The 23481-nt window shown below is 65.1% G+C and carries 22 protein-coding genes; 5 read left to right on the top strand and 17 right to left on the bottom strand.

What is annotated here, in order from left to right:
• The first annotated feature begins 19 nt into the window (after positions 1 to 19).
• The 3 genes from BraRD5C2_RS26965 (at position 20) to BraRD5C2_RS26955 (ending at position 4031) form a co-directional block, all read left to right on the top strand.
• Positions 20 to 892 (top strand): helix-turn-helix domain-containing protein, encoded by an 873-nt coding sequence (locus tag BraRD5C2_RS26965; protein ID WP_223973731.1) that lies wholly within the window; start codon positions 20 to 22, stop codon positions 890 to 892.
• A gap of 101 nt (positions 893 to 993) precedes the next feature.
• Entirely contained in the window at positions 994 to 2400 is a 1407-nt protein-coding gene (locus tag BraRD5C2_RS26960) for an aldehyde dehydrogenase family protein (RefSeq protein ID WP_223973729.1), read from the top strand.
• A 41-nt stretch (positions 2401 to 2441) separates the two neighbouring features.
• Positions 2442 to 4031 (top strand): GMC family oxidoreductase, encoded by a 1590-nt coding sequence (locus BraRD5C2_RS26955; protein WP_223973727.1) that lies wholly within the window; start codon positions 2442 to 2444, stop codon positions 4029 to 4031.
• A gap of 63 nt (positions 4032 to 4094) precedes the next feature.
• On the opposite strand, the gene aptA is transcribed toward BraRD5C2_RS26955, so the two are convergent.
• From aptA to BraRD5C2_RS26870, 17 genes are all read right to left on the bottom strand, one after another.
• Complete coding sequence (aptA, locus tag BraRD5C2_RS26950; RefSeq protein ID WP_223973725.1) at positions 4095 to 5435, bottom strand: omega-aminotransferase AptA; 1341 nt, start codon at positions 5433 to 5435, stop codon at positions 4095 to 4097.
• 44 nt (positions 5436 to 5479) lie between these two features.
• Positions 5480 to 6550 carry an ABC transporter substrate-binding protein gene (locus BraRD5C2_RS26945; RefSeq protein ID WP_223973722.1) on the bottom strand — a complete coding sequence of 357 codons (1071 nt, stop codon included), beginning with the start codon at positions 6548 to 6550 and terminating at the stop codon, positions 5480 to 5482.
• A gap of 52 nt (positions 6551 to 6602) precedes the next feature.
• A complete protein-coding gene (locus tag BraRD5C2_RS26940) occupies positions 6603 to 7451 on the bottom strand; it encodes an ABC transporter permease (RefSeq protein WP_223973719.1) in 849 nt (282 codons plus the stop codon).
• On the bottom strand, positions 7451 to 8287 hold the full coding sequence (locus BraRD5C2_RS26935) for an ABC transporter ATP-binding protein (RefSeq protein ID WP_223973718.1): 837 nt from the start codon (positions 8285 to 8287) through the stop codon (positions 7451 to 7453). Before BraRD5C2_RS26935 ends, BraRD5C2_RS26940 begins: the two co-directional genes overlap by 1 nt.
• Positions 8288 to 8367: 80 nt before the next feature.
• On the bottom strand, positions 8368 to 9951 hold the full coding sequence (locus tag BraRD5C2_RS26930; RefSeq protein WP_223973715.1) for a gamma-glutamyltransferase family protein: 1584 nt from the start codon (positions 9949 to 9951) through the stop codon (positions 8368 to 8370).
• Complete coding sequence (locus tag BraRD5C2_RS26925) at positions 9944 to 10768, bottom strand: IclR family transcriptional regulator (protein ID WP_223973713.1); 825 nt, start codon at positions 10766 to 10768, stop codon at positions 9944 to 9946. Before BraRD5C2_RS26925 ends, BraRD5C2_RS26930 begins: the two co-directional genes overlap by 8 nt.
• Before the next feature lie 381 nt (positions 10769 to 11149).
• Complete coding sequence (locus BraRD5C2_RS26920) at positions 11150 to 12085, bottom strand: alpha/beta hydrolase (RefSeq protein WP_223973711.1); 936 nt, start codon at positions 12083 to 12085, stop codon at positions 11150 to 11152.
• Between the two features lie 11 nt (positions 12086 to 12096).
• Entirely contained in the window at positions 12097 to 13767 is a 1671-nt protein-coding gene (locus BraRD5C2_RS26915; RefSeq protein WP_223973708.1) for an amidohydrolase, read from the bottom strand.
• Positions 13754 to 14797: a branched-chain amino acid ABC transporter permease gene (locus BraRD5C2_RS26910; RefSeq protein ID WP_223973700.1), complete on the bottom strand. Its 1044-nt coding sequence runs from the start codon at positions 14795 to 14797 to the stop codon at positions 13754 to 13756. Before BraRD5C2_RS26910 ends, BraRD5C2_RS26915 begins: the two co-directional genes overlap by 14 nt.
• Entirely contained in the window at positions 14794 to 15672 is an 879-nt protein-coding gene (locus BraRD5C2_RS26905; RefSeq protein WP_223973698.1) for a branched-chain amino acid ABC transporter permease, read from the bottom strand. Before BraRD5C2_RS26905 ends, BraRD5C2_RS26910 begins: the two co-directional genes overlap by 4 nt.
• Positions 15672 to 16382 carry an ABC transporter ATP-binding protein gene (locus BraRD5C2_RS26900; protein WP_223973691.1) on the bottom strand — a complete coding sequence of 237 codons (711 nt, stop codon included), beginning with the start codon at positions 16380 to 16382 and terminating at the stop codon, positions 15672 to 15674. Before BraRD5C2_RS26900 ends, BraRD5C2_RS26905 begins: the two co-directional genes overlap by 1 nt.
• A complete protein-coding gene (locus tag BraRD5C2_RS26895) occupies positions 16379 to 17143 on the bottom strand; it encodes an ABC transporter ATP-binding protein (RefSeq protein WP_223973689.1) in 765 nt (254 codons plus the stop codon). Before BraRD5C2_RS26895 ends, BraRD5C2_RS26900 begins: the two co-directional genes overlap by 4 nt.
• A complete protein-coding gene (locus BraRD5C2_RS26890) occupies positions 17140 to 18096 on the bottom strand; it encodes an acetamidase/formamidase family protein (protein WP_223973686.1) in 957 nt (318 codons plus the stop codon). Before BraRD5C2_RS26890 ends, BraRD5C2_RS26895 begins: the two co-directional genes overlap by 4 nt.
• Positions 18096 to 18770, bottom strand: a complete 675-nt coding sequence (locus BraRD5C2_RS26885) for a DUF1989 domain-containing protein (RefSeq protein ID WP_223973685.1) — start codon at positions 18768 to 18770, stop codon at positions 18096 to 18098. The genes BraRD5C2_RS26890 and BraRD5C2_RS26885 overlap by 1 nt, the downstream gene beginning before the upstream one ends.
• 37 nt (positions 18771 to 18807) lie before the next feature.
• Positions 18808 to 20079 (bottom strand): ABC transporter substrate-binding protein, encoded by a 1272-nt coding sequence (locus BraRD5C2_RS26880; RefSeq protein WP_223973683.1) that lies wholly within the window; start codon positions 20077 to 20079, stop codon positions 18808 to 18810.
• Between the two features lie 189 nt (positions 20080 to 20268).
• Positions 20269 to 20577 (bottom strand): hypothetical protein, encoded by a 309-nt coding sequence (locus BraRD5C2_RS26875; protein ID WP_223973681.1) that lies wholly within the window; start codon positions 20575 to 20577, stop codon positions 20269 to 20271.
• Between the two features lie 14 nt (positions 20578 to 20591).
• On the bottom strand, positions 20592 to 21470 hold the full coding sequence (locus BraRD5C2_RS26870) for a DODA-type extradiol aromatic ring-opening family dioxygenase (RefSeq protein WP_223973679.1): 879 nt from the start codon (positions 21468 to 21470) through the stop codon (positions 20592 to 20594).
• Between the two features lie 227 nt (positions 21471 to 21697).
• Here BraRD5C2_RS26870 and BraRD5C2_RS26865 point away from each other — a divergent pair, with 227 nt between their 5' ends.
• Both BraRD5C2_RS26865 and BraRD5C2_RS26860 read left to right on the top strand, forming a co-directional pair.
• Positions 21698 to 22363: a GntR family transcriptional regulator gene (locus tag BraRD5C2_RS26865; RefSeq protein ID WP_249788362.1), complete on the top strand. Its 666-nt coding sequence runs from the start codon at positions 21698 to 21700 to the stop codon at positions 22361 to 22363.
• Between the two features lie 273 nt (positions 22364 to 22636).
• Entirely contained in the window at positions 22637 to 23323 is a 687-nt protein-coding gene (locus tag BraRD5C2_RS26860) for a Crp/Fnr family transcriptional regulator (protein WP_223973668.1), read from the top strand.
• Positions 23324 to 23481 lie beyond the last annotated feature (158 nt).

Below are 23481 nucleotides of genomic sequence, written 5' to 3'. Positions count from 1 at the left end.
GAGAGACAAGCTCCGGTCCGTGTGCGGACGGTTCAATCCGTTCGGCCAGGAGGAGCGCGGCTTCGTCAATGGCGGCGTTGTGCTGCGCGATGCCGCAGGGATGGAGATCGTCCAGGTCGCAACCGACGTCGATGTGGTTCGCCGCGCAGAGCGCGATATTCGCCAGGACTATGGCGAGCACTTCTTCCTGCTGGTTCAGCTCCAGGGTGTGTGCGGGGTCGAGCAGCAAGGCCATCAGAGCATCATCTCGCCCGGCGACTGCATCCTGGTCGATTCCTCGCTGCCGTCGAACTTCTTCTTCAACGGCCAGTTCAGCAATCATCTGTCGGTGCATCTGCCGCGGCAATTGCTGCTGTCGGAGAAGCCGAACGACTTCGAGGTGTCGCGGCGGCTCGGCGCCGAGGATCCGATGTCGACGATGCTGCGGGCGCTGGTTGCCAAGATGTTGCAGCTGCCGTCGAGCCACAAGCGGTCCGGCGAATTGCGGCAATTGCTGCTGCAGGCGACCCGGCAGGCGTTCGCCGCGGATTCGCCGGCCACCCCGCTATGTCCGAAAGAGCGGGCGTCCGGCCGGCTCGAATTCGCGCGGGCCCTGGTAGACCGCCATCTCACGGCGGAGTGGCTGACCGCGCAATGGCTCGCCAATCGTCTCGGCGTCTCGATGCGCACCTTGCAGGAGGATTTCAGCGCGGTCGGAACCACGGTCACCAGCTTCATCCGCGATCGCAGGCTGCGGCTGGCCAAGGATCGCCTGCTGGAACGGCAGCGCGGCTCTGACGGCGGCACCATCGCCGAGATCGCCTATTCGTCCGGCTTCAACGACATTTCCTATTTCAACCGCTGCTTCAAGCGGGCCTTCGACTGCTCGCCGACCGACGTCACGCGCCGATAGCCTGCTGCGCTCCCGTCCAAGCGAGACCGCGCTCCTTTCCAAGACATTGGCCGTGCGATGGCTTTTGCTGAAGGCAATCGTTGTCGCGAGGAGAAGATTGCATGCAGCGCTGGAGCTTGCTTATCGACGGGCGCCGGATCGAGACGGATCGTTTCCAGGACGTCCTTAACCCGTCGACCGGCGCCGTCGTCGGCGGAATGCCGCTTGCGGCTGCGTCCGATCTTGACGCCGCGGTTGCAGCCGCCTCCAGGGCGTTTGAAATCTGGAAGGACCGGCCCGATAGCGAGCATGCTGATGCCTGTCGCGCGATCGCCGACACGATCGAGCAGCATGCCGAAGAATTGGCGCGGCTCCTGACGCTCGAGCAGGGCAAGCCGCTGAACGGGCTCGGTTCGCGCTTCGAGATCGGCGGCGCCGTGGCCTGGACACGCCACACCAGCGGTTTGTCGCTGCCGGTGGAAGTCCTGCAGGACGGTGCCGAAGGACGCGTCGAGTTGCATCGCAAGCCGATCGGGGTCGTCGGTTCGATCACGCCGTGGAATTGGCCGGTCATGATCGCGTGCTGGCATATCATCCCGGCGATCCGCGCCGGCAACACCGTGATCATCAAGCCGTCGCCATTGACGCCGCTGAGCACGATCCGTCTGGTCGAGCTGATCAATGAGAAACTGCCTCCGGGCGTGGTGAATGTCGTCACCGGCGACAACGAGATCGGCAGCCTGATGTCGGCGCATCCCGGGATCGGCAAGGTGACCTTCACCGGATCGACCGCGACCGGCCGCAAAATCATGCAGAATGCGGCGGGCAGCTTGAAGCGCCTGACGCTCGAGCTCGGCGGCAACGACGCCGGAATCGTGCTGGCGGATGCCGACCCGAAGAAGATCGTCGAGGGGCTGTTCTGGGGCGCATTCATCAACGGCGGGCAAACCTGTGCGGCGCTGAAGCGGCTCTATGTCCATGACAGCCTCTATGACGAGCTGTGCCGCGAGCTCGCGGCCTATGCGAAGCAGATCGTAGTCGGCGACGGTCTGTCTGAGACCTCGACACTTGGCCCGGTGCAGAACCGCCGGCAGTTCGAGATCGTCTCAGCCTTCGTCGACGAGGCGCGGAAGAAGGGCGGTCGTGTGCTGGTCGGCGGCGATCCCTCCGACGGCCCTGGTTACTTCTACCCTGTGACGCTGGTTGCCGACGTCGATCACGGCTGCAGGCTGGTGGACGAGGAGCAGTTCGGGCCGGCTCTGCCGATCATTCGTTATTCTGACGTCGAGGATGCGATTGCCAAGGCCAACGCAAGCGCGATGGGGCTCGGCGGCTCGGTCTGGGGGACCGACCTCGCGCGGGCGAAGGCGGTCGCGCAACGCATCGAATCCGGGTCGGTCTGGATCAACAAGCACGGCGCCATTCAGCCGAACGCGCCGTTCGGCGGCGTGAAGCAGTCAGGCTTCGGCGTGGAATTCGGGGTCGACGGGCTGAAGGAGTTCACCACGGTCCAGACCGTGTTTGTCTAACCGGGGAACAGGTCGCAATCGGCCGCGTCGCAGGGAGTGATATGCAGGAGTTTGACTATATCGTCGCCGGCGGCGGCTCCGCCGGCTGCGTGCTGGCGTCCCGCCTGTCTGAAGATCCGCGCAATCGTGTCTTGCTGGTCGAGAGCGGACAGCGCGACACCGACCGGTTCATCCACATCCCCGCGACCTTCTTCAAGGTGCTCGAGAAGGGACGGGATGCCTGGGTCTATGCGTCCGAGCCCGAGAAGGGCCTCAACGGGCGCCCGTCGATCGTGCCCCAGGGGCACGTCATCGGCGGCGGCAGTTCGGTCAACGCAATGGTCTACATCCGGGGATCGCGGCGGGATTACGATACATGGTCGCAAATGGGATGCCGCGGCTGGAGCTACGATGAGGTGCTTCCGGTTTTTCGCGATCTTGAAGCCAATCAGCGGCTGTCCGGCGAGTATCATGGCACGAGCGGCAAACTCAATGTCTCCGATCGTGCCTACGGCCATCCGTTGTCCTGGGCGTTTATCCGTGCCGCGCAGGAGGCGGGCATCCCCTACAACGAGGATTTCAACGGTGCGCGGCAGGAGGGCGTCGGCTTCTACCAGACGACCACGAGGCGCGGACGCCGCCGCAGCGCCGCCGAAGCCTTCCTGCGCGAGGCGGAGCGCCGCGCCAACCTGACCATCAGGACCGCGACGCGGGTCCACAAGGTCGTGTTCGAAGGCAAGCGCGCGAGCGGTGTGCGGCTCGAGGACGGTTCGACCGTCAAGGCGCGGCACGAGGTGATCCTGACTGCCGGCGCCTTGGCGACGCCGAAGATTCTGCAATTGTCCGGGATCGGACCTGCGGCGCATCTGCGCGAACATGGAATCGAGATCGTCTCCGATCTGCCCGGCGTCGGCGAGAATTACCAGGATCATCTCGAGGCGACTGTTCAGTGCGAGACGAAGGATCCGATCTCGATCTTCGGCGAAGACAAGGGCGTTCGGGCCGCATCGCACATGATGCAATATCTTCTGACCAAGACCGGGCTGCTGACATCAACGGTCGTGGAGTCCGGAGGCTTTGCCGATACCGCCGGGACCGGCGAGCCGGATATCCAGTTTCACGTCTTGCCGACGTTCAACGGCTTTGCAGACCGGCCGTCCGAGCCCGGGCACGGCATCTCGATCGGCCCCTGCGTGCTGCGTCCCCAGTCGCGCGGAACCGTTCGCCTGAGATCGCCGAATCCGGCCGACCCGGCGCTGTTCGTTGCCAATTCGCTGGCAGAGCGGGCGGATGTCGACACCCTCGTGCGAGGCGTCCAGCTCGCCATTCGTATTTCGGAGGCGCCTTCGCTGGCGCGTTTGATCAAGCGGCGCGCTCTGCCGAAGCCCGGCGTGGAGAACGACGTCGATGCGCTCGCCGACTATGTCCGCGCGATCTCGAAGACCGTGTTCCATCCCTCTGGAACGGCGAAGATGGGCGCCTCCGGCGACCCGATGGCGGTTGTCTCCGAACAGCTTCTGGTGCGTGGGGTCGAAGGTCTTCGGATCGCCGACGCCTCAATCATGCCGCGGCTCGTCTCCGGAAATACCAACGCACCGACCATGATGATCGGGGAGCGGGCAGCCCGCTTCATTCTGGAGGCGCGGCCATGACGAGCGCCTCCTGAGACGGCCGGTTACCCTTGCAGCGGTCTCGCGCGCAGGAATGGGGCAGTGTCAAAGCTTCGCCGCTTCCACAAGTCCCGCCGCGATCGCGTCGCGGATCTCGCCGATCTGATTCTCATCGATGATCAGGGGAGGCGATAGCACCAGCGTCTCGCCGAGCGCGCGGACGAATACGCCGCGGTCGAAGCAGACGTCGGCGCATTTGCGCGCGCGCAACCCGAGACTGTCCGGAGCGGATTCGATCTCGACCGCGCCAAGCAGGCCGAGGTTGCGGATATCCCTGACATGCGGCTTGCCGCGCAGGCTGTGCAGCGCATCCTCCCACACCGGTGCGAGCTGCTTCGCGCGCTCGAACAGGCCTTCTTCCAGATAGGAATCGAGCGTCGCCAGCGCCGCAGCGCAGGCCAGCGGATGGCCGGAATAAGTATAGCCATGAGCCAATTCGACGGCGGCTTCGGGACCTTGCGCGAGTGAATCGTAGACGGTGTCGCGCACCAGCACGCCGCCCATCGGCACCGCGCCGTTGGTCATGCCCTTGGCGCAGGTGATGAGATCGGGTGTGACGCCGAGTGCCTGCGCGGCGAAGGGCGCGCCGAGCCGGCCGAAGCCGGTGACCACTTCGTCGAAGATCAAGAGGATGCCATGCTTGTCGCAGGTCGCACGCAGCCGCTCGAGATAGCCACGTGGCGGCGGCAGCACGCCGCCGGCGCCCGCGACCGGCTCGACGATGACGGCTGCGACCGTCGAGGGATCGCAGGCTGCGAGGATCCCGTCCAGCGCATCGGCGAACTCGGCGCCATGATCGGGCTGGCCGCGGCTGAAGGCGTTGCGACCGAGATCATGGGTGTGCGGCAGATGCGAGACGCCGGGCATCAGCACGCCGAATTGCGCGCGATGCCAGCCGATGCCGGAGACCGACAGGCCGCCGAAGCCCATGCCGTGATAGCTGCGCTGCCGGCCGATCAGGCGCTGGCTATGGCCTTGCCCCCGCGCGCGCTGGCAGGCGAGCGCGATCTTCAGCGCGGTGTCGACCGCCTCCGACCCCGAACCGGCCAGGAAGACGTGGTTGAATCCGTCCGGCGCAATCGTCATCAGGCGGTTGGTGTAGTGGAAGGCAAGCGGATGGCCGAGGCCAAAGCTCGAGGCATAGTCGAGCTTTCCGGCCTGGTCGCGGATCGCTTCGACCACTTTCGGATGGCAATGGCCGGCGTTGACGCACCACAGGCCCGCGATCGCGTCGAGCACGCGCCTTCCGTCCGGCGTCTCGTAGTACATGCCGCGCGCGGCGGAGAAGAACATTGGTGCTTTCTTGAAACGCCGGTTCTGCGTCATCGGCATCCAGTAGGCTTCCAGGTCGTTCGGCGGCGTATCGAGAGCAATCATGTCGGACATGGCGACTTTCCTGACGTTGGGATCGGATTCGGGTCGCGAGGGCTCTAGCGGGACAGCGCGGCTTCGACCGCCTTCAGGTCGAGACCGTCGTTGACCTGATCGATCAGCGTATTGGTGACGACCTCGTGCGCATCGACGTGCTCTTTCAGCACACCGGCCTTCACCAGCCAGTCGAGGTAGGCCTGGTAGGCCTCGAAACTGCTCGCGCCCCATTTGTCAGCGCCGGCTTCCAGCGCCATCTTCGGCGTCACCGTCTTCAGCAGCGCCGTGGTCTGGTCGAGTGCCTGAACCGCGTCCAGGCCGGTCGGCACCACCTGCGGATAGACCGCGTGGTACATTTCGGCGGCGGCGCGTGGGTTGCGCACGGCATAGAGCGTCCCCATGGCGTAGCCGCGCACCAGCCGCGCCAGCACATCGCCCTTGGTCTGGATCGTATCGGGCCGCGCGACGAAGCTGTTCGAGGGAAACGATTCCAGTTCGCGATCGGCCAGCGGGCGCATCGGCACGCCGGCGAGCTCCATCAGCGTGTACTGCACGTCCCATTGCGACACGGCGTCGATGTCGTGGCGTCTCAACAGCACGGCGCTCTGCGCCGGCTGGCCGGAGACGACGATCTTGACGTCGCGGTCAGGATCGAGCCCAACCGAGCTCGCGACCGAGCGGGCGACGACCACGCCGGCCGATGCCATCGAGGTCACGCCGATCTTCTTGTCCTTCAAATCCTTGTAGCCGGTGATCGGGCTGCTGGCGGGCACGGCGAGGCCAAAGATGTTGCGGCGAAACGCGGTGTAGAAAACCTCGGTCTTGACGCCGGTCAGCCGCAGGATCGCGACCGGCTCGACCGTCGGCACGGCGACCAGCACCTCGCCGGTCGCGACATTGCGCACGCAGTCGGAGGATCCCGGCAGGTTCACCAGCTCGAGATCGATGCCGAGCTCCTTGTACCAGCCCATCTTGATGGCCACCGCGAACGGCACGACGCCGAGCGTGAGCACGCTGGTGCACCAGCCGACGCGGACCTTGGTCTGCGCAGAGGCGGCAGCGACGGAGCCGGCAAGGGCTGCGGCGATCATGACCGCACCGATCAGGTGATTGCGTCTGCAACGTTGGTTCACGGCATCCTCCCGTTGAAAGGCCTGCATGGTCGCAGCCGGTTGCCCGGCGTTGTCAGGACGTGAGCCGCTTCGCCTCGGCCGGAACGCCCGCCGCCGGCGAGGCCGTTGCCTTCGGCGCGCTCGACGCGCCGCGCCCGAGCCGCTCCCAGAACAGCACGCGATGCCGGACTGCGAGCAGTACCTGGTTGAGCACCAACCCGACGATGGCGAGCACGATCAGCACCGAGAACGAACCGGCGATATCCATGGAGAAGTTCATGCTCTGCATCAGCATGCCGAGGCCCTGTTCGGCGCCGAGGAATTCGGCCACCACGGTGCCGATCAGCGACAGCGTGATGGCGATCTCGAGCCCTGCGATCACCATCGGCAGCGCGGTCGGCAGCCTCAGCATGGTGAAGATCTGCCGCTCGGAGCCGCCGAGCGAGCGGATCAGGTCAACCCGGTCGCCATCCGCCGCATTCAGCCCGGCAATGGTGTTCACCATCAACGGAAAGAACGAGACCAGGGCCGCGGTGACGATCTTCGAGGTCATGCCGAGCCCGAACCACAACACGATCAGCGGCGCCAGCGCCACCTTCGGCATCGACAGGAACATCACGATATAGGGGTAGAGGAAGTAGGCGACGTGCCGGTTGAGCGCGACCGCGACGCCGAGCACGAAGCCGAGGCTGCAGCCGAGCGCAAAGCCGAGCAGCACCTCGAACATCGTCACGGCGATGTGCTGCAGGTACAGCCCGCTGGAAAATCCTCGCCATAGTCCGGCGGCCACCGCCGATGGCGGCGGCAGTACGAAGGAGGGAATGCCGAGCAGGCGCACGGCGAGCTCCCAGGTCGCAAGCGCGGCGACGAGCAGGGCAATGCTGAGCAGGCGGTTTTGCGTGGTATCGACGGAGCTTTGCATCAGTCGGTCACTCCCAATGCGCCGAAATGGTCGCGGATGCGCCGGACATAATCGCCGAACGGCGCGGTGCTCATCATGTCGAGGCTGCGCGGCCGCGGCAGCGCGATCTCGATCACCTCGGCGATGCGTCCCGGCCGCGGCGTCATCACCACGACGCGATCGGCGAGGAAAACGGCTTCCGAGATCGAATGGGTGATGAACAGAACGGTCTTGGTGCGGGATTGCCAAAGCCGCTGCAACTCGACATTCATGTGCTCGCGCGTCATCGCGTCGAGCGCGCCGAACGGCTCGTCCATCAGCAGGATCGCCGGATCGTGCACCAGCGCCCGCGCGATACCGACGCGCTGCTGCATGCCCCCGGACAGCTCCGCCGGATAACGCGATTCGAAATCGCGCAAGCCCACCAGCGCCAGCAGCTCGCGTGCCTTTGCGAGATTGGTGTCGCGGCCGAGCTTTTGCACGTCGATCGGCAACAGCACGTTTTCCAGCACGGTGCGCCAGGGAAACAGCACCGGCGATTGAAACACGATGCCGATGTCGCGCCGCGTGCCGTGCACCCGGCTGTCACCGATCCACACCTCGCCGCTGCCGGGTGGAATCAGTCCTGCCACCACCCGCAGCATGGTCGACTTGCCGCAGCCGGACGGACCGACGACCGCCACGAATTCGCCGCCGCGGATTTCGAGGTCGACTTCATGCAGGGCGAGCAGGCTGGCGTCGCCGACGCCATAGGCCTTGTTGACGCCTGCCAGGCGGATCGCCGGCTGTGCCGGTTCGGCGGTGGATGACGGCTCCGCGAAGGCGCGTTGCACAGTTCCCTGGGTTCGCAAAGCCATTCGATACTCCATCGACGCAACTGTTTCCGCCCGCACATCAGGATTCGCGGAGAGCCGGTGCCCGGTCTTCCGCGTCTGCGCTACTGGCCCAAGGCCATGCCGTCCTTGCGATGATCGGACGCGCCGATCAGCACGCCACGATCGCGATCGATCCAGATCGCCTGCGCGCCGCCGATCGGAAAGTCCGACCACGCGACCGTGTGTCCGCGGGCCTCCAGATCGGCTTTCACCTGCGGCGCGATGGTGGTCTCGAGCGACAGCTTGCCGTCGAAGGCGAACGAGCGTGGCAGGTCGCTGGCCTCTTGCAGGCCGAGGCCGCGATCCAGGATCTGCGAGATGAAATGCGCATGCCCGGTCGCCTGATAGTGTCCGCCCATCACGCCGAACGGCATCACCGGCTTGTCGTCGCGATAGAGCAGGGCGGGGATGATGGTGTGCATCGGCCGCTTGCCGGCGGCGATCGCGCTCGGATGGTCCGGGTCGGTGCTGAAGCCCATGCCGCGGTTGTGCAGCAGCACGCCGGTGTCGGGCTCGTAGATGCCGCTGCCGAACGGCGCGAACAGCGAGTTGATCAGCGAGATCGCGTTGAGATCGCGGTCGACCACCGTGACCAGCACGGTGTCCTTGTGCTCGGCGTCGTCCCAATAGGCCGGCGCGCTGGCGCGGTCCGGCGCGATGCGTGCGCGGGTCCGCGCCGCCCACGCGCCCGACAGGAATTCGTCTGTCGCGGTCGGTCCGTGCGCGGGGTCGCAAAAATAGGCGTCGCGGGCCCGATAGGCCGCCTTGGTGGCTTCCGCGAGCAGGTGGATGCGGTCGGCCTCGGAATGGCCGGCATCGCCGAGCGTAAGCCCTTCGATCGTGCGCAGGATCATCAGCGCGGCCAGGCCCTGGCCGGCCGGCGGGCATTCATAGACGGTGTAGCCACGATAGGGCGCGCTGATCGGCGTGACATAGTCGCTGTGCTCCTGCGCGAAATCGTCGGTTTCGTGCAGGCCGCCGAGCGCCTTGAGCTTGCGGGTCAGTGCGGCCGCGACGCCGTTTTGATAGAACGCTTTGGCGCCCTCATGCGCGATCTTGCGCAGGGTGGCGGCGAGCGTCGGATTACGGAAGACGTCGCCGGTGCGCGGCGCGCGGCCGTCGGGCAGGAACTTGGCGCGCGTCGCGGCATCGCGCGACAGTTTCTCGACCTGCCGTCCCCAGTCCCAGGCGACACGCGGCGTAACGCACATGCCGTCTTCGGCGAGCCGGATCGCCGGTGCCAGCACCTCGGCAAGCGGCTTTTGGCCATGGTCGCGGTTGAGCGTGCACCAGGCCGCGATCGCGCCGGGGATCGTGACCGCGTGCGGTGATTCCGCGGGAATGGCGTTGAAGCCGCGCTCGGCATACCAGCCGGCGTCGGCGGCGCGAGGTGCGCGGCCTGAGCCATCGAGCGCGACCGGCGCGCCTCCCTTCGGGGCAAACAGCGCAAAGCAGTCGCCGCCGATGCCGGTCATGTGCGGCTCGACCACGCCCTGCACGGCGATGGCGGCGATTGCCGCGTCGATCGCATTGCCGCCGGCGCGCAGCATGTCGAGGCCGGCGAGCGAGGCCGCCGGATGCGAGCTGCAGACCATGCCGTGCGCACTGACGGCCTCGGAACGACCGGGTTTGGTGAAATCACGCATGGGGTGCCGGCTCCGCGGAAATCTGGGCTGCGGCCTGCGCGATCCGCGGACCGATTTCATGTTCGAGACGCTCGGCGCTGACTTCCGACGGCATGCCGCCGCAGTTGATCGCGAGCACGATGCCTTCAGGCGTCACCAGCGGCGCGCCGACCGCAAACACGTCGGGACGCCGATCGCCCAGCGACACGCAGAAGCCGCGCTCGGTAAGCTGCTCGAAGGCCTTGTCGAGGCGGGCGCGGATGTCGCGCCACTCCTCGCGGCTATGCTGCAGGCGCAGGCGCTTGAGCAGCATCTCGCGCTCCTCCGCCGGAAGGCCGAACAAATAGGCGCGTCCCATCGCGGTGGTTTCGATCGGTAGTTTTGATCCGAGATCGAAGCGCATCGGGCGCATATGCGGATGTCGCGCGGTCTCGATCGTCACCATCTCGGACTGGTCGCGCATGCCGAGCGAGGCCGGGACGCGGGCGAAGTCGGCGATGTCCTGCAGCAGCGGACGGGCGGCGATGCGGTGCGGCATGCCGGCGAGCAGCGAGTGACACAGCGCGACCACGCCGGCGCCGAGCTGATAGCGACCGAGCCGCGGTGAATAGGAGAGGTAGCCGAGCGCGGTCAGCGTCTGTGTCAGCCGCGAGATCGTCGCCTTGGCAAGGCCGGTGCGCGCCGCGAGCTCGCTGTTGCTGAGTGAGGTTTCGCCGGGCCGAAACGCCCGCAGCACGGTGAGCCCGCGCGACAGTCCCTGCACCACACGCGCGTCGTCGCCCGTCTGATCCAGGCCATCGGTATCCGCCTTGCGCTGAAACGCCGTAAGCCGCGCCATTCCCGCCCCATGTAATTCTTCTGTTTGCAATTCAATTTCACTATTTGGAATTAAGTTTGTCAAGCCCCGTTTAGCGGTCGGAGGCGGGCCGAAAGGCCGAGCCCGTCACGTGCAGTCGTGATCAATGATGATCGGGCTCGGAAACAGGGCCCGAAGCCGCGCGTGGTCCTCGCGCCTGTGCCACCATTCTCGGCCATCCGCGCCGCCGAGAAACACGGTCCCGACGCTGGTGCGCACATGTTGGTCCACCAGCACGCGCCTTGCTCTGCATTTGCAGATGCAAGACAGCGCTGATGGCGCGCGCAGTCGCCGTCGGTGACGAGGGCGCTGCGCGGGAGATAATCCTGAGACGGGACTGAAGTTCGTGTGTGCGAAACGGCGCTAGGCGCCGGTGTTGGCGAACCCGCGAAGCCAGGCCGTCATCGCCAGATGCTCCGCCTGCGCGGCGGCACAGAGGCCGCGGGCGCGAACAAATCCATGGATCAGGCCGCGTCCGGGCCTGAAGGTCACCTGCACCCCTGCCGCCTTCAGCCGCTCGGCATAGGCATGACCGTCATCGCGCAGCGGATCGTGCTCCGCCACGACGATGAACGCCGGCGGAAGGTCGCTGTGAGACCTCGCGCGCATCGGAACGGCCAGCGGATTCTGCCGCTGCAGCACGTCGCGGCAATATTGATTCCAGAACCAGATCATCTCGCGCGCCTTGAGGTAAGGCGCTTCCGCTTCGCTCAGGTACGACGGACGATCGAAATCGACGTCGACGCAGGGATAGATCAGGAGCTGTCCGCATAGCGCGTGGTCGCTTTCGCGAAATGCGAGCGTCATCGCAGCGGCCAGATTGCCGCCTGCCGAGTCGCCGCCGACGCAAATCGCCCTCGGATCGATACCGAACCTGGCCGCATTCCCGAACGTCCATCGAACCGCGGCCGCGCAGTCCTCGATCGCCGCCGGGAATGGGTGCTCGGGAGCGCGCGCATAGTCGACGCTAATCACGACGCAGGGCGTGTCGGCCGCGATCGCGGCGGTGATCGCGTCATGGCTATCGATGCTGCCGATCACCCAGCCGCCGCCGTGCATGTAGATGAGAGCAGGAAGCGGGCGGGCCGATGCCGGCCGGTAGATCCGAACCCGCACCGGCCGTGGTGCATCGATGATGAGGGTTTCGACGATGAGGCCCGCCGGATAAGACGTTCGCGCCGCAGCGGACAATTGCTCGACGCGGTCGCGCCACGCTGATACTGGCAGCGACAACGGCGGCTCCGGCCAGGCTTCGTCGAGACGGGCAATGAAGGGGGCAAGCTCAGGGTCGATAGCCATATCCGAGATTCCTAGAGTTCGCCGTGAACGATGTGTCCGCCGACGATGGTGGCAACGCAGGACAGTGATTCCAGCTCCTCACCCGGCGTTGTCAGCGGGCAGCCGCTGAGCACCGCGAGGTCGGCAAGATAGCCGGGCGCGATCTGCCCCTTGATCGTCTCCTCGAAGGTGAACCACGCGCCACTTCGCGTCATCGCGCGCAACGCGAGATCGGCCGAAGCGCCCGCGCCAGCGCCGATCGGCTCGCCGGTGGTCCGTTCCCGGCGCGTCCGCATCGCCCGCATCGTTGCCAGCGGATTGCAGGGGCTGTTGTCCGTCCCGCAACTGACCGGCACGCCAAGCGCGTCGAGCTGCGCGGCAGGGGCAACCAGCTCCCGGTCATGCTCATCGAGCGGAAAGAACCGCGTTCCAACTTTCCAGAGATGGTAATCGGGAATCAGCGTGACGCCGATTCCGAGGCCCTTGAGCCGGGCGAGCTCGGCCGTCGGGGCGTAACTCATATGCTCGATCACCCAGCGCCGGCCGACGATCGCATGTCTGGCATTGACCCGCTCGTAGATCGGGATGATTTCGTGAAGCTTGTCAACCGCGATGGTGTGCACGCGCAGGTTGGCTTCGGCCGCAGCCAGGCAGAGCCGCTCGAACTGCTCGGGCGTGTTGGCCTGCTTGATATAGCAGGACCAGCCGAGATCCGCCGGCTTCGCCATCGCCGCGAGCGCCGCGCTCGGTTCACCCCCATAGCCGATGAAGATGCCGCCGACCCGCAAGGTGTGGTCGCCGAGACCGCTGCCTCGCGCATAGGCGAGCTGTTCACGAAAGTCGCGCTCGGCCTGGTCGAGCGTATTCCAGAACGGGCTGACGACGAGATGCATCCGCATCGACAGCTCATTGGACTCGCGCAGATCGCGGTAGGCGGCGATGACTTCAGGTGCGCAACCGTGTCCCTCATAGACGCTGGTCGTACCGAACGAATGATAGGTTCTGACGGAACGCTTGATGGCCTCGCGCCGGTCCCGCGGCGAAAAGCGCGGCACGGCGGGCAGCAGGGCGATCTGCGCCGAATCCGGATAATTATGCTCGACGATGATCCCGGACAGCTCGCCCTCGGCATCGCGTTGCAGCTCGACGCCTTCGACCGGAGATCCGGACGCACGGTCGAGGCCGTTCAGCTTCAGTCCGAGCGAGTTGAGCGCGGTGTAGCAGGGCAAGAGGCTCCAATAGCCCGAGGGCGGTAGGATGCACACCGGGTGATCCGGAGCGACGCGGTCCAGCTCCTGTCGCGTCGGCATGCGGCGCTCGTCGAGCAAGAGCGGGCCCCCGAAATAGAATGGCGCATCGCCGACCGGCATAGTGACAATCCATTCGCCCCGCGGGGTGGTGCGCGCGAGCTCCGCGATCCGCGCCAGGACGTCGGCAATCGACCGAACCTTGCCGAGCGACGGAAAGCGCTCACGCAGACCTTCGGTATCCAGATGTGCGTGAGTATCGTTGAACCCGGGAATGATCGTCCCGTCGGTTCGGGAGACCTTGGTTCGCGGGCCCTTCAGGGCCAGGACCTCGTCGAGCCGGCCGACTGCGACGATGCGATCGCCCCGTAGCGCGACAGCCTGGGCGATATCGCCCGCCGCATTGAGCGTGACGACCCGGCCGATCAGGATGCGGTCAATGTCATGCTGGCTCATTCTGGATGCTCCCCGCCGTCTGCCGTTCGTCGCGTTCGTCCTGAGCGGCCTCGGTCCAACCCAGCCGGACGCAGGCACGATCGTATAATCGGCCGACCAGTCCGCCGATCCCGGACGGCAGGATGACCAGCGTCACGATCAGGGCGACGCCGAACACCAGACCGCCGAGCGAGACGTCGATGTCGCTGGCCCAGGTCGGCACGAACTGAATGAACATCGCGCCGACGATGGCGCCGCCGATCGAGGTGATGCCGCCGACGACAGCGCCGACGAACAGGCTCAGACTGAGCATCACATTGAACGTATCGGGCGAAACGAACCCCACGATCATTGCGTAGAGCGAGCCGGCAACGCCTGCATAGAGGCTGCTCATCGCAAACGTCGCCGTCGCGAGCGGTGCGCGATCGACGCCGAGCACGGCGGCAACAAGATGGTTGTCGCGCGCGGTGACCATGGCCCGGCGCAGGGGGCCGGACAGGATGCGGGCCGCGACGAAGTAGAGGATTGCCGCGACTGCGAGACAGACGAAGTAGATCCACTGCGAATCGTCCAGCCACTTCACCGGGGATTCGGGGTTGCCGACGTTGAGCCCCTGCACGCCGCCGGTAAATCCATCGAACCTCTTGAGCAGGGCAGGCACCGTGATCGACAAGACCAGCGTGCCCATTGCGAGATAGAGCCCCTGAAGCCTCAGCGCGGGAAAGCCGAGACACCACCCGGCGAGCCAGCTGAGGCCGGCGGCAACCGGAATCGTCGCATACGGATTCCAGCCATAGCTGACGACCAAGATCGCCGTCGTATACGACCCGAGCGCAACGAACGCCGCGTGCCCCAGCGTGATCGCGCCGCCATATCCCGTCACGAGGTTGATGCCGATGATCGCGATGGCAAAAACAAGCACGGTCGCCAACTGGCTGACGAGATAGTTCGGAATCGCGAACGGGATCACGTAGAGGAACAGGACCGCCAGCACTGCGGCGAAGATGACGCGGGCGGCGAGAGGAGGCCTCGGCTTGATGACGACGTTCATAGCCTGGCCACCTTCCTGCGGCCGAACAGGCCGTCCGGTTTGATCAGCAACGTTCCGAAGATCAGGATCAGCGCCACCACGATTTTCAGGTCCGGCCCGATCCAGGGGATGTAGGTCCCGACCAGGTTCTCGACGACACCGACCAGCAGCCCGCCGACCACGGCGCCGATCAGGCTGTCGAAGCCGCCCAATGTCGCGGCCGCGAATGCGTAGATGATGACGCCGAACATCATGGTCGGGTTGAGGAAGACGCGCGGCGCGACCAGGATTCCCGACAGCGCGCCAAGAGCGGCGGCTATCCCCCAACCGATCAGCAGCATCGCGGGTACCGGCACGCCGACCAACTCGGCGGAATCCGGCGTTGAAGCGGCGCCGCGCATCGCGAGCCCGAGCTTGGTCCTCTCGAACAGGAGATAGAGCAACAGCAGCACGCAGGCGACGACTGCGATGATGCCCACGGTCTCGATCGAGACGCTCAGCGGGCCGATCTGCAAATGAGCTTTGGGAAACAGGCTCGGCAGCGCCTTGATGCTGTAGGTCCAGAGAAAGCCGGCGAGGCTGTTGAGCGCCAGGTACAGCCCGATCAAGACACTGACGACGGTCAGCAGATTGGCGCGCGACAGCGGCTTGACCAGTCCGGCGTAGAGCGCTGCGCCGGCCGCGAATGATATGGCGATGCTGATGAGGGTGGCCGGCACCAATGGCAGTCCCCAGGTCATCAACTGCCAGACGGCGTAGGCCGACAGCATCGCCATCTCGCCCTGGGCGAAGTTGACGATGCCCGTGGATCGGTAGCTGAAGGCCAGCGCCAGAGCGAGCGACGCATAGATGGCTCCGTCGGCCAGCCCATCGATGACCTGATTTGCGAACAGCATCACTCGTATCCCAGATAAATTCGACGGACTTCGTCGTTGCCGACAAGATTGGCGGCCGTATCGCGCAGCACGACATTGCCGCTTTCCAGCACCATGCCGTCGTCAGCGATCGCCAAAGCGAGATTGGCATTCTGTTCGACGATGAGCATGGTCATCGCTGTCTCCTTGCGGATCGCGGCGAGCACGTCGACCAGACCCCGGGTGATGATGGGGGCGAGACCCAGCGAAGGCTCGTCGAGCAACAGCAGCCGCGGCTGCAACATCAGCGCGCGGGTGATCGCGAGCATCTGCTGCTCCCCGCCCGAGAGGCTGCCCGCCTGCTGCGCCAGGCGTTCGCGCAGCCTCGGAAAGAAGGTCAGCCACCGCTCGCGATTGCGCTTCGCATCCGCCGCATTGCGCAGATAGGCGCCAAGCCGGATATTCTCGTCGACGGTCAGGTCCGCGAACGTGCCGCGGCCCTGCGGCACGTGCGCGATCCCCGCGGCCACGACCTTTCGCGCCGAAAGCTGGTCGATGCGCTTTCCGTCGAAGGTGATAGTCCCGGCACGGGGGATCGTGCCCGAAATGGCGCGGAGCAGCGTGGTCTTCCCGGCACCGTTCGCGCCGAGCACGACCAGGATCTGCCCGTCGCCGATCGTGAGGTCGACCCCCTGCAGGACGCGGCGCGGTCCATACCCCGCCTGTAGTCCATTGATGCTCAGAAGGCTCATGCCGCGCTCCCCAGATAGGCCGCGGCCACCTTCGCATCAGCCTTGACTTCTGCAGGTGCGCCGTCCGCGATCTTGAGGCCGTTCTCGAGCACAACGACATGGTCCGAGATGCGCATCAGCATCCGCATGTGATGTTCGACGATCAGCACGGTGAGGTCATATCGCTTGCGTACCTGCAGGATGACGTCGGCGAGCTCGTCGACCTCGCCATGCGAAAGACCGTTGGCGGGCTCATCGAGCATGAGGAATCTCGGATGCGAGATCAGCGCGCGGGCCAGCTCGATCCGCTTCAGTGTGCCGAACGGAAGGCCGCCGGCGAGATGATCCCTGACCTCGCCGAGGCCGAGATCATGGAGCAGGGCGCAGGCTTCGGCCTCGGGATCGGCGACGGTACCGGCAAGGCCGCGGCCAAGGATCGCCTTGATGAAGCCGGGTCGCACCCGGTGATGGGCCCCGAGCAGCACATTGTCCTTCACCGAGAGCGTGCTGAACAGGCCGACATTCTGCAGCGTGCGTGCGATGCCGAGTGCGATGATGCGATTGGCCGGAAGCGCCGTGATATCGCGGCCGTCGAAGTGGATCGAGCCACGGTCAACCGGATAGACGCGCGAGATGGCGTTGAACAGCGACGTCTTGCCCGCGCCGTTGGGGCCGATCAGGCCGCAGATCTCGCCCCGCTGGACATCGAAGGAGATGCCCTGAAGGGCCCGGATTCCGCCGAAATCGATCTCAACGTCGCGAACGCTCAGCAAAGCAGTCACAGCCGTCGGCCCTTCCTGAAGATCGCCTTCGGCATCCGGGCATGGATGCCGTTGACGCCGTTCACGAGCTGGGTGACGAGCAGGTCGGCCTGTAGCGAGCACAGCGCGTAGGCATCCCGCCGGCCGATGCCCTGGGCATCGACCAAGAGGTCGATCATGTCGAGAACCGCCTGCCGCGCCGCCTCGCGCAGGTCCTGGTCGAGCCCCATCGTGATGAAGTGATCGGGGGTTTCCGCTCGCGGCCGCTTGATCGAGCGTCCCGTCAGGACTGTCAGGCGGAGCTGCGCGACCTTCATCGTGGTTTCGAGCGCGGTCTGCACGACCTCGCCGGACCCCTGCGCGGCATGCGCGTCACCGACGAAGAAGCCGGCGCCTTCCGCGAACACCGGCAGATAGAGGATCGATCCCGCTACCAGGTCGGCACAATCGATGTTGCCGCCGAAATCGCCCGGAATGGCCGAGCTCCTTGGCGGCTCACCGGTCGGCGGCGAGACGCCCATGATGCCGAGGAATGGCCGCAGCGGGATCGTGATATGATTGCCCAATGTCGTGGTCATGGTGCGGCCGTCGAGAACGAAATGGCGGAGCTCCGCCTCTTCGAAAATGTCGGCCAGCAGGCCACGGCTCTGCTTGCCGGGAAATATGACGTTGATGCCGTGGTCGGCGACCTCGAGGCGCTCGATCTCGACCTTGAGGATGTCGCCCGGCCGGGCTTGCGCGATTGCGATCGGTCCGGTGAGGCTGTGGGGGCCGCGGCCCTCGGCGCGAAACCGATCGCGCAAGGCGAGGGCGCCGGCCAGATCGAGACTCGCGTCACCGGCATTGTCCCACATCGCCCATGTGTCGAGGATGACGGTATCGCCCGATGCGATGGTCAGGATCGGGGGCGCCTGCGGCGAGATCAGGCCGCGCTGGATCGTCGCCGCGGAGGCATGGATCGTGTGTGTCGTCATTACGCCGCCGCGCTGAAGATCTGAAGCCGCATCGGCGTGCAGCGGCCGCCATTGATCATGCTGACATGATCCTCCGGGCAATTGGAGATCGCGACGAGGCAGTCGGTGTCGGCGCGGAGCTCAACGAAGTCGCCGGGCTTAGAGACCGGCGCTTCGGCGACCCAGGCATGGCTCGCGCAGTCGTGATGGTAGTTCATGAAGAAGTCGATCGTGTCGGGAATGTCCTCAGGACGGATTCCATAGGGAGCCACGATGCCGCTGATGATTTCGTGGCAGCCTTCGATGCCGTGCAGGCCGAAGCTCTCGTAGAAGCGCCGATTGCACATGCGTTGGTTGACCTTGTGGACCCCTTTCGGTTCCGGCGTCTCCCTGACGATCGTCATCAGCGGCGTGTAGATCGTCGACATCAGCACATCGCCCTCGGTCACATAATCCTTCGACATCAGCACGCTGGGCTCCGGGCGGCCTGATCGCCGCGCGCTGAATTGCATGGCGTAGCGCGTCGTCGAGTACGAGAGCGACAGCCGATCGCGGTAATTGTTGGCGTTGAAGATGGCGACATCGACCACCTGCTGGCCTTCGATGTCGGTGATCCGCAGCACCTCGTCCTTGCGGACGATGAGCGCCCGGCCGGTCTTCGGCGGCAGGGTCTCGTTGAAGAGCTCGTTGGACATGACACTCACTCGGGTTCGGTTCGGGACTGTGCGGCGGCTACTTGACGCTCTGGGGCGTCTTGCCCTCGTATTTTGAGATGACTTCGCCGACCTTTTGCCAATTGCCCTTGCTGTAGCGAACAACTTGCATGGTCTCGACGTAGAAGGGATCCTGCTTGCCGTTGACGCAGACCTTGACCCCGGGCACGACGCCGAGCACAGCGACATCGCAAAGCGAGCGGGCCGATTCCATGATCGCTTCGCGGGTCGGCGCCTTGGCTTTCTGCAGCACCGCGACCATTGTTTGGGCCTGCGAGAAGCCGTACATGGTCATGGGGTCGTCGAGATTGAGCCCCGAGCTCGGGAATTTGCTTCCGATCGCGCGGTAGACCTCCATGTCCTTGGTGGCGGCATAGTCCGACGTCGTCGGATCCATCATGCTGACCACCGAATAGACGCCCTCGGAGGCCTCGGCGCCGGCCGGCTCCATCACGGTCTTCCTCGACGCGCTGATGTTGGACACGATCACCGTCGGCCGCCAGGTCATGTCCTGGACCTTGCGCAGCGTCTGCGCCGTGAACTTCGGCACGGCGAAGACCAGCAGCACGTCGGCGTTGGTTGCACCCAAATTCGAAACCTGCGAGTCGACGGTCGGCGAGGTGACTTCGTAGGACTGCGCGTCGGCAATCGTCACGCCGGAGCCCGCCGAAGCCGCCTTGAAGGCGTTCAGCAGCTCCTTTCCGAAATCGTCGTTCTGATAGAGCACCGCGACTTTCGCGTCGGGCTTCTTGGACTTGACGAATTCGGCATAGATGCTGCCTTCCGTGGTGTAGGAAGGCTGCCAGCCGACGGTCCAGGGATATTTGTCGGACTCGGTGCTGAACGCAGACAGCCCGCTGCCGACGAACAACTGCGGGACATCCTTGCGGTTCAGGTAGTTGCGGATCGCGAGGCCCGTCGCGCTTCCGAGCGGACCGATGACGAGCGCGACGTTGTCGCGCTCGACCAGGCGGCGAGCCTGCTCGACCGTGCGCGGCGGCGAATAGCCATCGTCGTAATAGGTGTAGGCAATCTTGCGTCGTTTCCCGTCGCTCATCATGACGCCGCCGTCGTGTTCGTTGACCGACTTGAAATAGGCGTCCTGCATGGCGCAGATGGTGACGAAGGAGGCGATCGGTCCGGTACTCGGGCAGATGCCGCCGATCTTGATCTCGGAATCGGTGATGCCGGTCGCCTCATCGGCGAGCGCCGGAGCGGATGTTGCCGCGACTGCGATGGCGGTCGCCGAAAGCAATTGCGCCATCAGGTGGCGGAAGCGCAGGGAATGCATCTTGATACTCCTTATCGATCCCTAGAAAATTCACTGGCCGACGTTCGGCCCAACATCTCTTCGTGCCTGAGCTCCAGGTATGGCTCCGCCGCCCCAAATGTCGGTGGACATCGGGCCATCACGTCGTCACCAGGTGTCGCAGCGAGCGCGTTGTGCCTGGTCAGGCCGAGCCGGTTACGCGCTCAGTGATCACGCAACAGGGCCCTTGCCCTGAAGCGATTCCACCAGCTTGTTGACCGCGACCGTTGCGCCCTTGCCCGCCTCATTGCCGAAGATCAGCCGGGCAAACTGTCCGCCGAGATAGGGGTGCAGTCCCATGTCGTAGAGAGCGAGGAAGTTACGGGTCTCGATCGCCTTTCGCTCGTCCTCGGCGAGGGGATAGCGATCGAGCACCACGGATTCCTGCTCCGCGAATTCCGTGCGCAGCTCCGGTGACCACTTCAGATCCTGGATCAGGTCGTGCGTCGCCAGGGATGGCTTGAATTTCTCTAGTCCCATGCGGGTTCCTCCTGTCAGACCGCTGCGCGCTGCTGCCGCATGTTGGCGTTCATGTCCCACAGCACGCCGCCGACGCCGCATTTGAAGTCCTTGTGGACGGTGTAGCCGAAGCTCTTGCCGGGCCGCGATCCGATTGCGCCGAGCACGACGACCCAGGCGAGCAGTTCGGCAGTGCCGCCTGAACCGGCCGCCTCCATTTTCTCGAGCGTCAGCTCGCGTAGCAGCCTCTCATGGTCGCCGGAGGCGACAAGGTCGAGAAACCAGCGATCGAACTCCTCGTCGATGAAGTAGTAGCGCGCGCCGCCCGGCTCGTGGCTGAGCCCGCCCGAGCCCAGCAGCGCCACGCGCATGTCCGCGGGCAGGTCATCGCGGATGAAGTCGCCGAGCGCCGTTCCGACCTCATAGCAGCGACATTGATCGGGAATCGGCGGCACCGTGCAGTTCTGCAGTACGGGAATCATCGGAATTCCCGAGCCGGCAATGTTGGTCAGCAGTACCGGGACCGAAATATTGTCGTCGAACTTCAGGTTCTCATTCTGCGCGAACATGCGGATGCCGCGCTTGGTCATGCCGTCGAACAGGGCCGCGGCGATCTCCGGCGCGCCCTTCACCGTGTAGTCCTCGCAGCCGATCCACGGCTTGAACCATTCGTAGGGACCGCGATGTTCGGCGGCCATGCCGATGAGAAAATCCGGATAGGCACGGACACGGCTGTTGGCGAGATGATCGTTGGCGAACACGATCAGCACCTCGGCCTTTGCCTTCGCGATGGCCTCGGCAAGGCTTCGGTAGGTGGTTGCGACGACATCCTTGACGTCAGGCGGCGCGGCCTCGAGCAGCCCAATCAGGCCGGGCGCATGCGGCGCACCCGCGGCAAACACGATTTCAGCCATGGCGTTTCTCCCCGTTTGTTCCAAAACTGCGCTACTGTTCCAATCTTGTCAAGATTTTCGAAAATCCAATTTCTCTTGGAATTTCGATAATACTCGTCGATAGTCGGTGGACAGAATCGCGACTTAAAGGCGCAGGCGAGATGAAGAGCACTTCGAAAGGGCCTTCCGTGCAGTGGGGACCAGGCATCAGTCCGTCCCGGGACGAGCCGCGCACATTGGCCGGGCAGGTGGCTCGGCAGTTGCGGCTCGACATCATCCGCCACAAGCTCGAGCCGGGTGAACGGCTGCAATTCGACAAGTTGAGCAAACGATATGAGGTCGGCGTCAGTCCGTTGCGCGAAGCGCTGTTTCAGGTCGCCGCGCAGGGGTTGGTCGTGGCCGAGGACCACAAGGGCTTCGTCGTCGCCCCGATCCATCTCGACGAGATGATGGATGTTTCAAGTCTGCGCGCCCATCTCGAGACCTATGCGCTGAGCGGCTCGATCCGCGATGGCCGCGAGGAGTGGGAAGTCGATCTGCTCTCGGCATTCCATCGTCTGAAACGCGCCGGCATCGCCGTTTCAGTCGATCAGGAGGACGAGAACCTCCGCACCGAATGGGAGGACCGGCACCGCGAATTTCACTTCGCGCTGTGCAAGGGATGCGGATCGCCATGGCTGCTGCACTTCTTCAACGAATTGTACGACCAGATGGAGCGCTATCGCCGATACTTCTGGAAATATGCCGAGCGCGCGGTCGCGGCCGACAGCGAGCATGAAGCGATCATGCGCGCGGCGCTGGACCGCGACGAGAAGCGTGCGACGGATCTGTTGCAGGCGCATTTCCGGCGGCAGGCGAAGTTGACGTTGAGCCTGCGCAACAAGGTGCAGCGCGCGGTGTCGGCGACTGGCTGAGCGGGCGCGCGTCTCGTGGTCGTGCGGTATGTCCGCGGCGCGGAATACGTCGTCCTTTTTGCTGAGTGGCGATCAAGCAGTGCCCGTGGCACCATCGCAAGACAGCACCTTGCGGCGCGATCCCAGCAGCATGGTCGTCTGCGGCAATCCTGCGTCCCGTCGACGCTTGCAACGCGGTCGGCCGGTGCCGCATATTTCGACTGACGAGGCGCCTTCCCGAGCGATGACGTATCGTAGAAGGAGAGCGCGTTGCGAGGCAGGAAGGCCATCTCGGTGAAAGATTCACTGTCGTCGATCGCATGCCGCGCCGAGGTGAGCGAAACGCTGCGCGTGCCGTCGGCGATGCTGAAGCGCCTGCTCGAGCTCGCGCCGGGCCTTCCGCGCAGAAAGATTGCCAAGGGCACGGCGATCTATCGACAGGGCGAGCTGGGTACCCAATGCTACGTGGTCGTCTCCGGTCGTATCGGCATCACGATGCTGGGCGCCGGTGGACAGGAGCTGCTCATCGATATCGTCGGCGCCGGCGCACTCTGCGGTGAAGGCGCTGCGTTCGACGGTCTGCCGCGGTTCTCCAGCGCAAATGCCCTCGAGGCTAGCGAAGTGGTGTCCATCCCGGCCGTCGAATTCTGTCAGCTGATGGCATCCGATGCGGCGCTCGCCGCCCTGGTCGCGCAGACCATTGCACTGAAGCAGCGGACCCTGGCGGGCCGGCTCGCCCAGGTCGCGCAGTCCTCTCCGGAGGACCGGATCACCGAGCTGTTGTCGCAGATCTCCGAACCGGAAGCGTCAGATATCGTGCTCACGCATCAGCAGATCGCGAGCCTGATCGGCGCGTCGCGCATCACGGTGACGCGCGCCATGCAGAGGTTGCGGCGAGATGGTGCGATCCTTTGTCACCGCGGCCGCTATCAGCTGGTCCGGACGCCGGCATCCCATCTCCGGCCGTCGCGGATGGCGTGAGCCGGCGAGGTGGCGCCGGTGAGCGGGCGGTCAAATATCCTGGGCCTTAAGTAGCGCGTGATACAGACCGCGGCGGGCCAATCCCTATCTTCGCAATCCTGTCGAGCTGGCAATCGTTGTCGCAAGGTGCGCGGGCGATCGTCGTGGATTTTGCGAGA

The sequence above is a fragment of the Bradyrhizobium sp. RD5-C2 genome, from assembly GCF_019972155.1.
Taxonomy (GTDB): Bacteria; Pseudomonadota; Alphaproteobacteria; order Rhizobiales; family Xanthobacteraceae; genus Bradyrhizobium.
This window is presented reverse-complemented; position numbering and strand designations above follow the sequence as displayed.

Bases quoted from the DNA above. Each gene is read 5' to 3' on its own strand.
- BraRD5C2_RS26930 (WP_223973715.1), bottom strand. From the start codon at position 9,951: ATGCGTGATTTCACCAAACCCGGTCGTTCCGAGGCCGTCAGTGCGCAC.
- BraRD5C2_RS26900 (WP_223973691.1), bottom strand. From the start codon at position 16,382: ATGAGCCTTCTGAGCATCAATGGACTACAGGCGGGGTATGGACCGCGC.
- BraRD5C2_RS26870 (WP_223973679.1), bottom strand. From the start codon at position 21,470: ATGGCTGAAATCGTGTTTGCCGCGGGTGCGCCGCATGCGCCCGGCCTG.
- BraRD5C2_RS26925 (WP_223973713.1), bottom strand. From the start codon at position 10,768: ATGGCGCGGCTTACGGCGTTTCAGCGCAAGGCGGATACCGATGGCCTG.
- BraRD5C2_RS26885 (WP_223973685.1), bottom strand. From the start codon at position 18,770: ATGTCCAACGAGCTCTTCAACGAGACCCTGCCGCCGAAGACCGGCCGG.
- BraRD5C2_RS26920 (WP_223973711.1), bottom strand. From the start codon at position 12,085: ATGGCTATCGACCCTGAGCTTGCCCCCTTCATTGCCCGTCTCGACGAA.
- BraRD5C2_RS26940 (WP_223973719.1), bottom strand. From the start codon at position 7,451: ATGCAAAGCTCCGTCGATACCACGCAAAACCGCCTGCTCAGCATTGCC.
- BraRD5C2_RS26875 (WP_223973681.1), bottom strand. From the start codon at position 20,577: ATGGGACTAGAGAAATTCAAGCCATCCCTGGCGACGCACGACCTGATC.
- BraRD5C2_RS26890 (WP_223973686.1), bottom strand. From the start codon at position 18,096: ATGACGACACACACGATCCATGCCTCCGCGGCGACGATCCAGCGCGGC.
- BraRD5C2_RS26960 (WP_223973729.1), top strand. From the start codon at position 994: ATGCAGCGCTGGAGCTTGCTTATCGACGGGCGCCGGATCGAGACGGAT.
- BraRD5C2_RS26880 (WP_223973683.1), bottom strand. From the start codon at position 20,079: ATGCATTCCCTGCGCTTCCGCCACCTGATGGCGCAATTGCTTTCGGCG.
- aptA (WP_223973725.1), bottom strand. From the start codon at position 5,435: ATGTCCGACATGATTGCTCTCGATACGCCGCCGAACGACCTGGAAGCC.
- BraRD5C2_RS26935 (WP_223973718.1), bottom strand. From the start codon at position 8,287: ATGGCTTTGCGAACCCAGGGAACTGTGCAACGCGCCTTCGCGGAGCCG.
- BraRD5C2_RS26910 (WP_223973700.1), bottom strand. From the start codon at position 14,797: ATGAACGTCGTCATCAAGCCGAGGCCTCCTCTCGCCGCCCGCGTCATC.
- BraRD5C2_RS26905 (WP_223973698.1), bottom strand. From the start codon at position 15,672: ATGCTGTTCGCAAATCAGGTCATCGATGGGCTGGCCGACGGAGCCATC.
- BraRD5C2_RS26915 (WP_223973708.1), bottom strand. From the start codon at position 13,767: ATGAGCCAGCATGACATTGACCGCATCCTGATCGGCCGGGTCGTCACG.
- BraRD5C2_RS26955 (WP_223973727.1), top strand. From the start codon at position 2,442: ATGCAGGAGTTTGACTATATCGTCGCCGGCGGCGGCTCCGCCGGCTGC.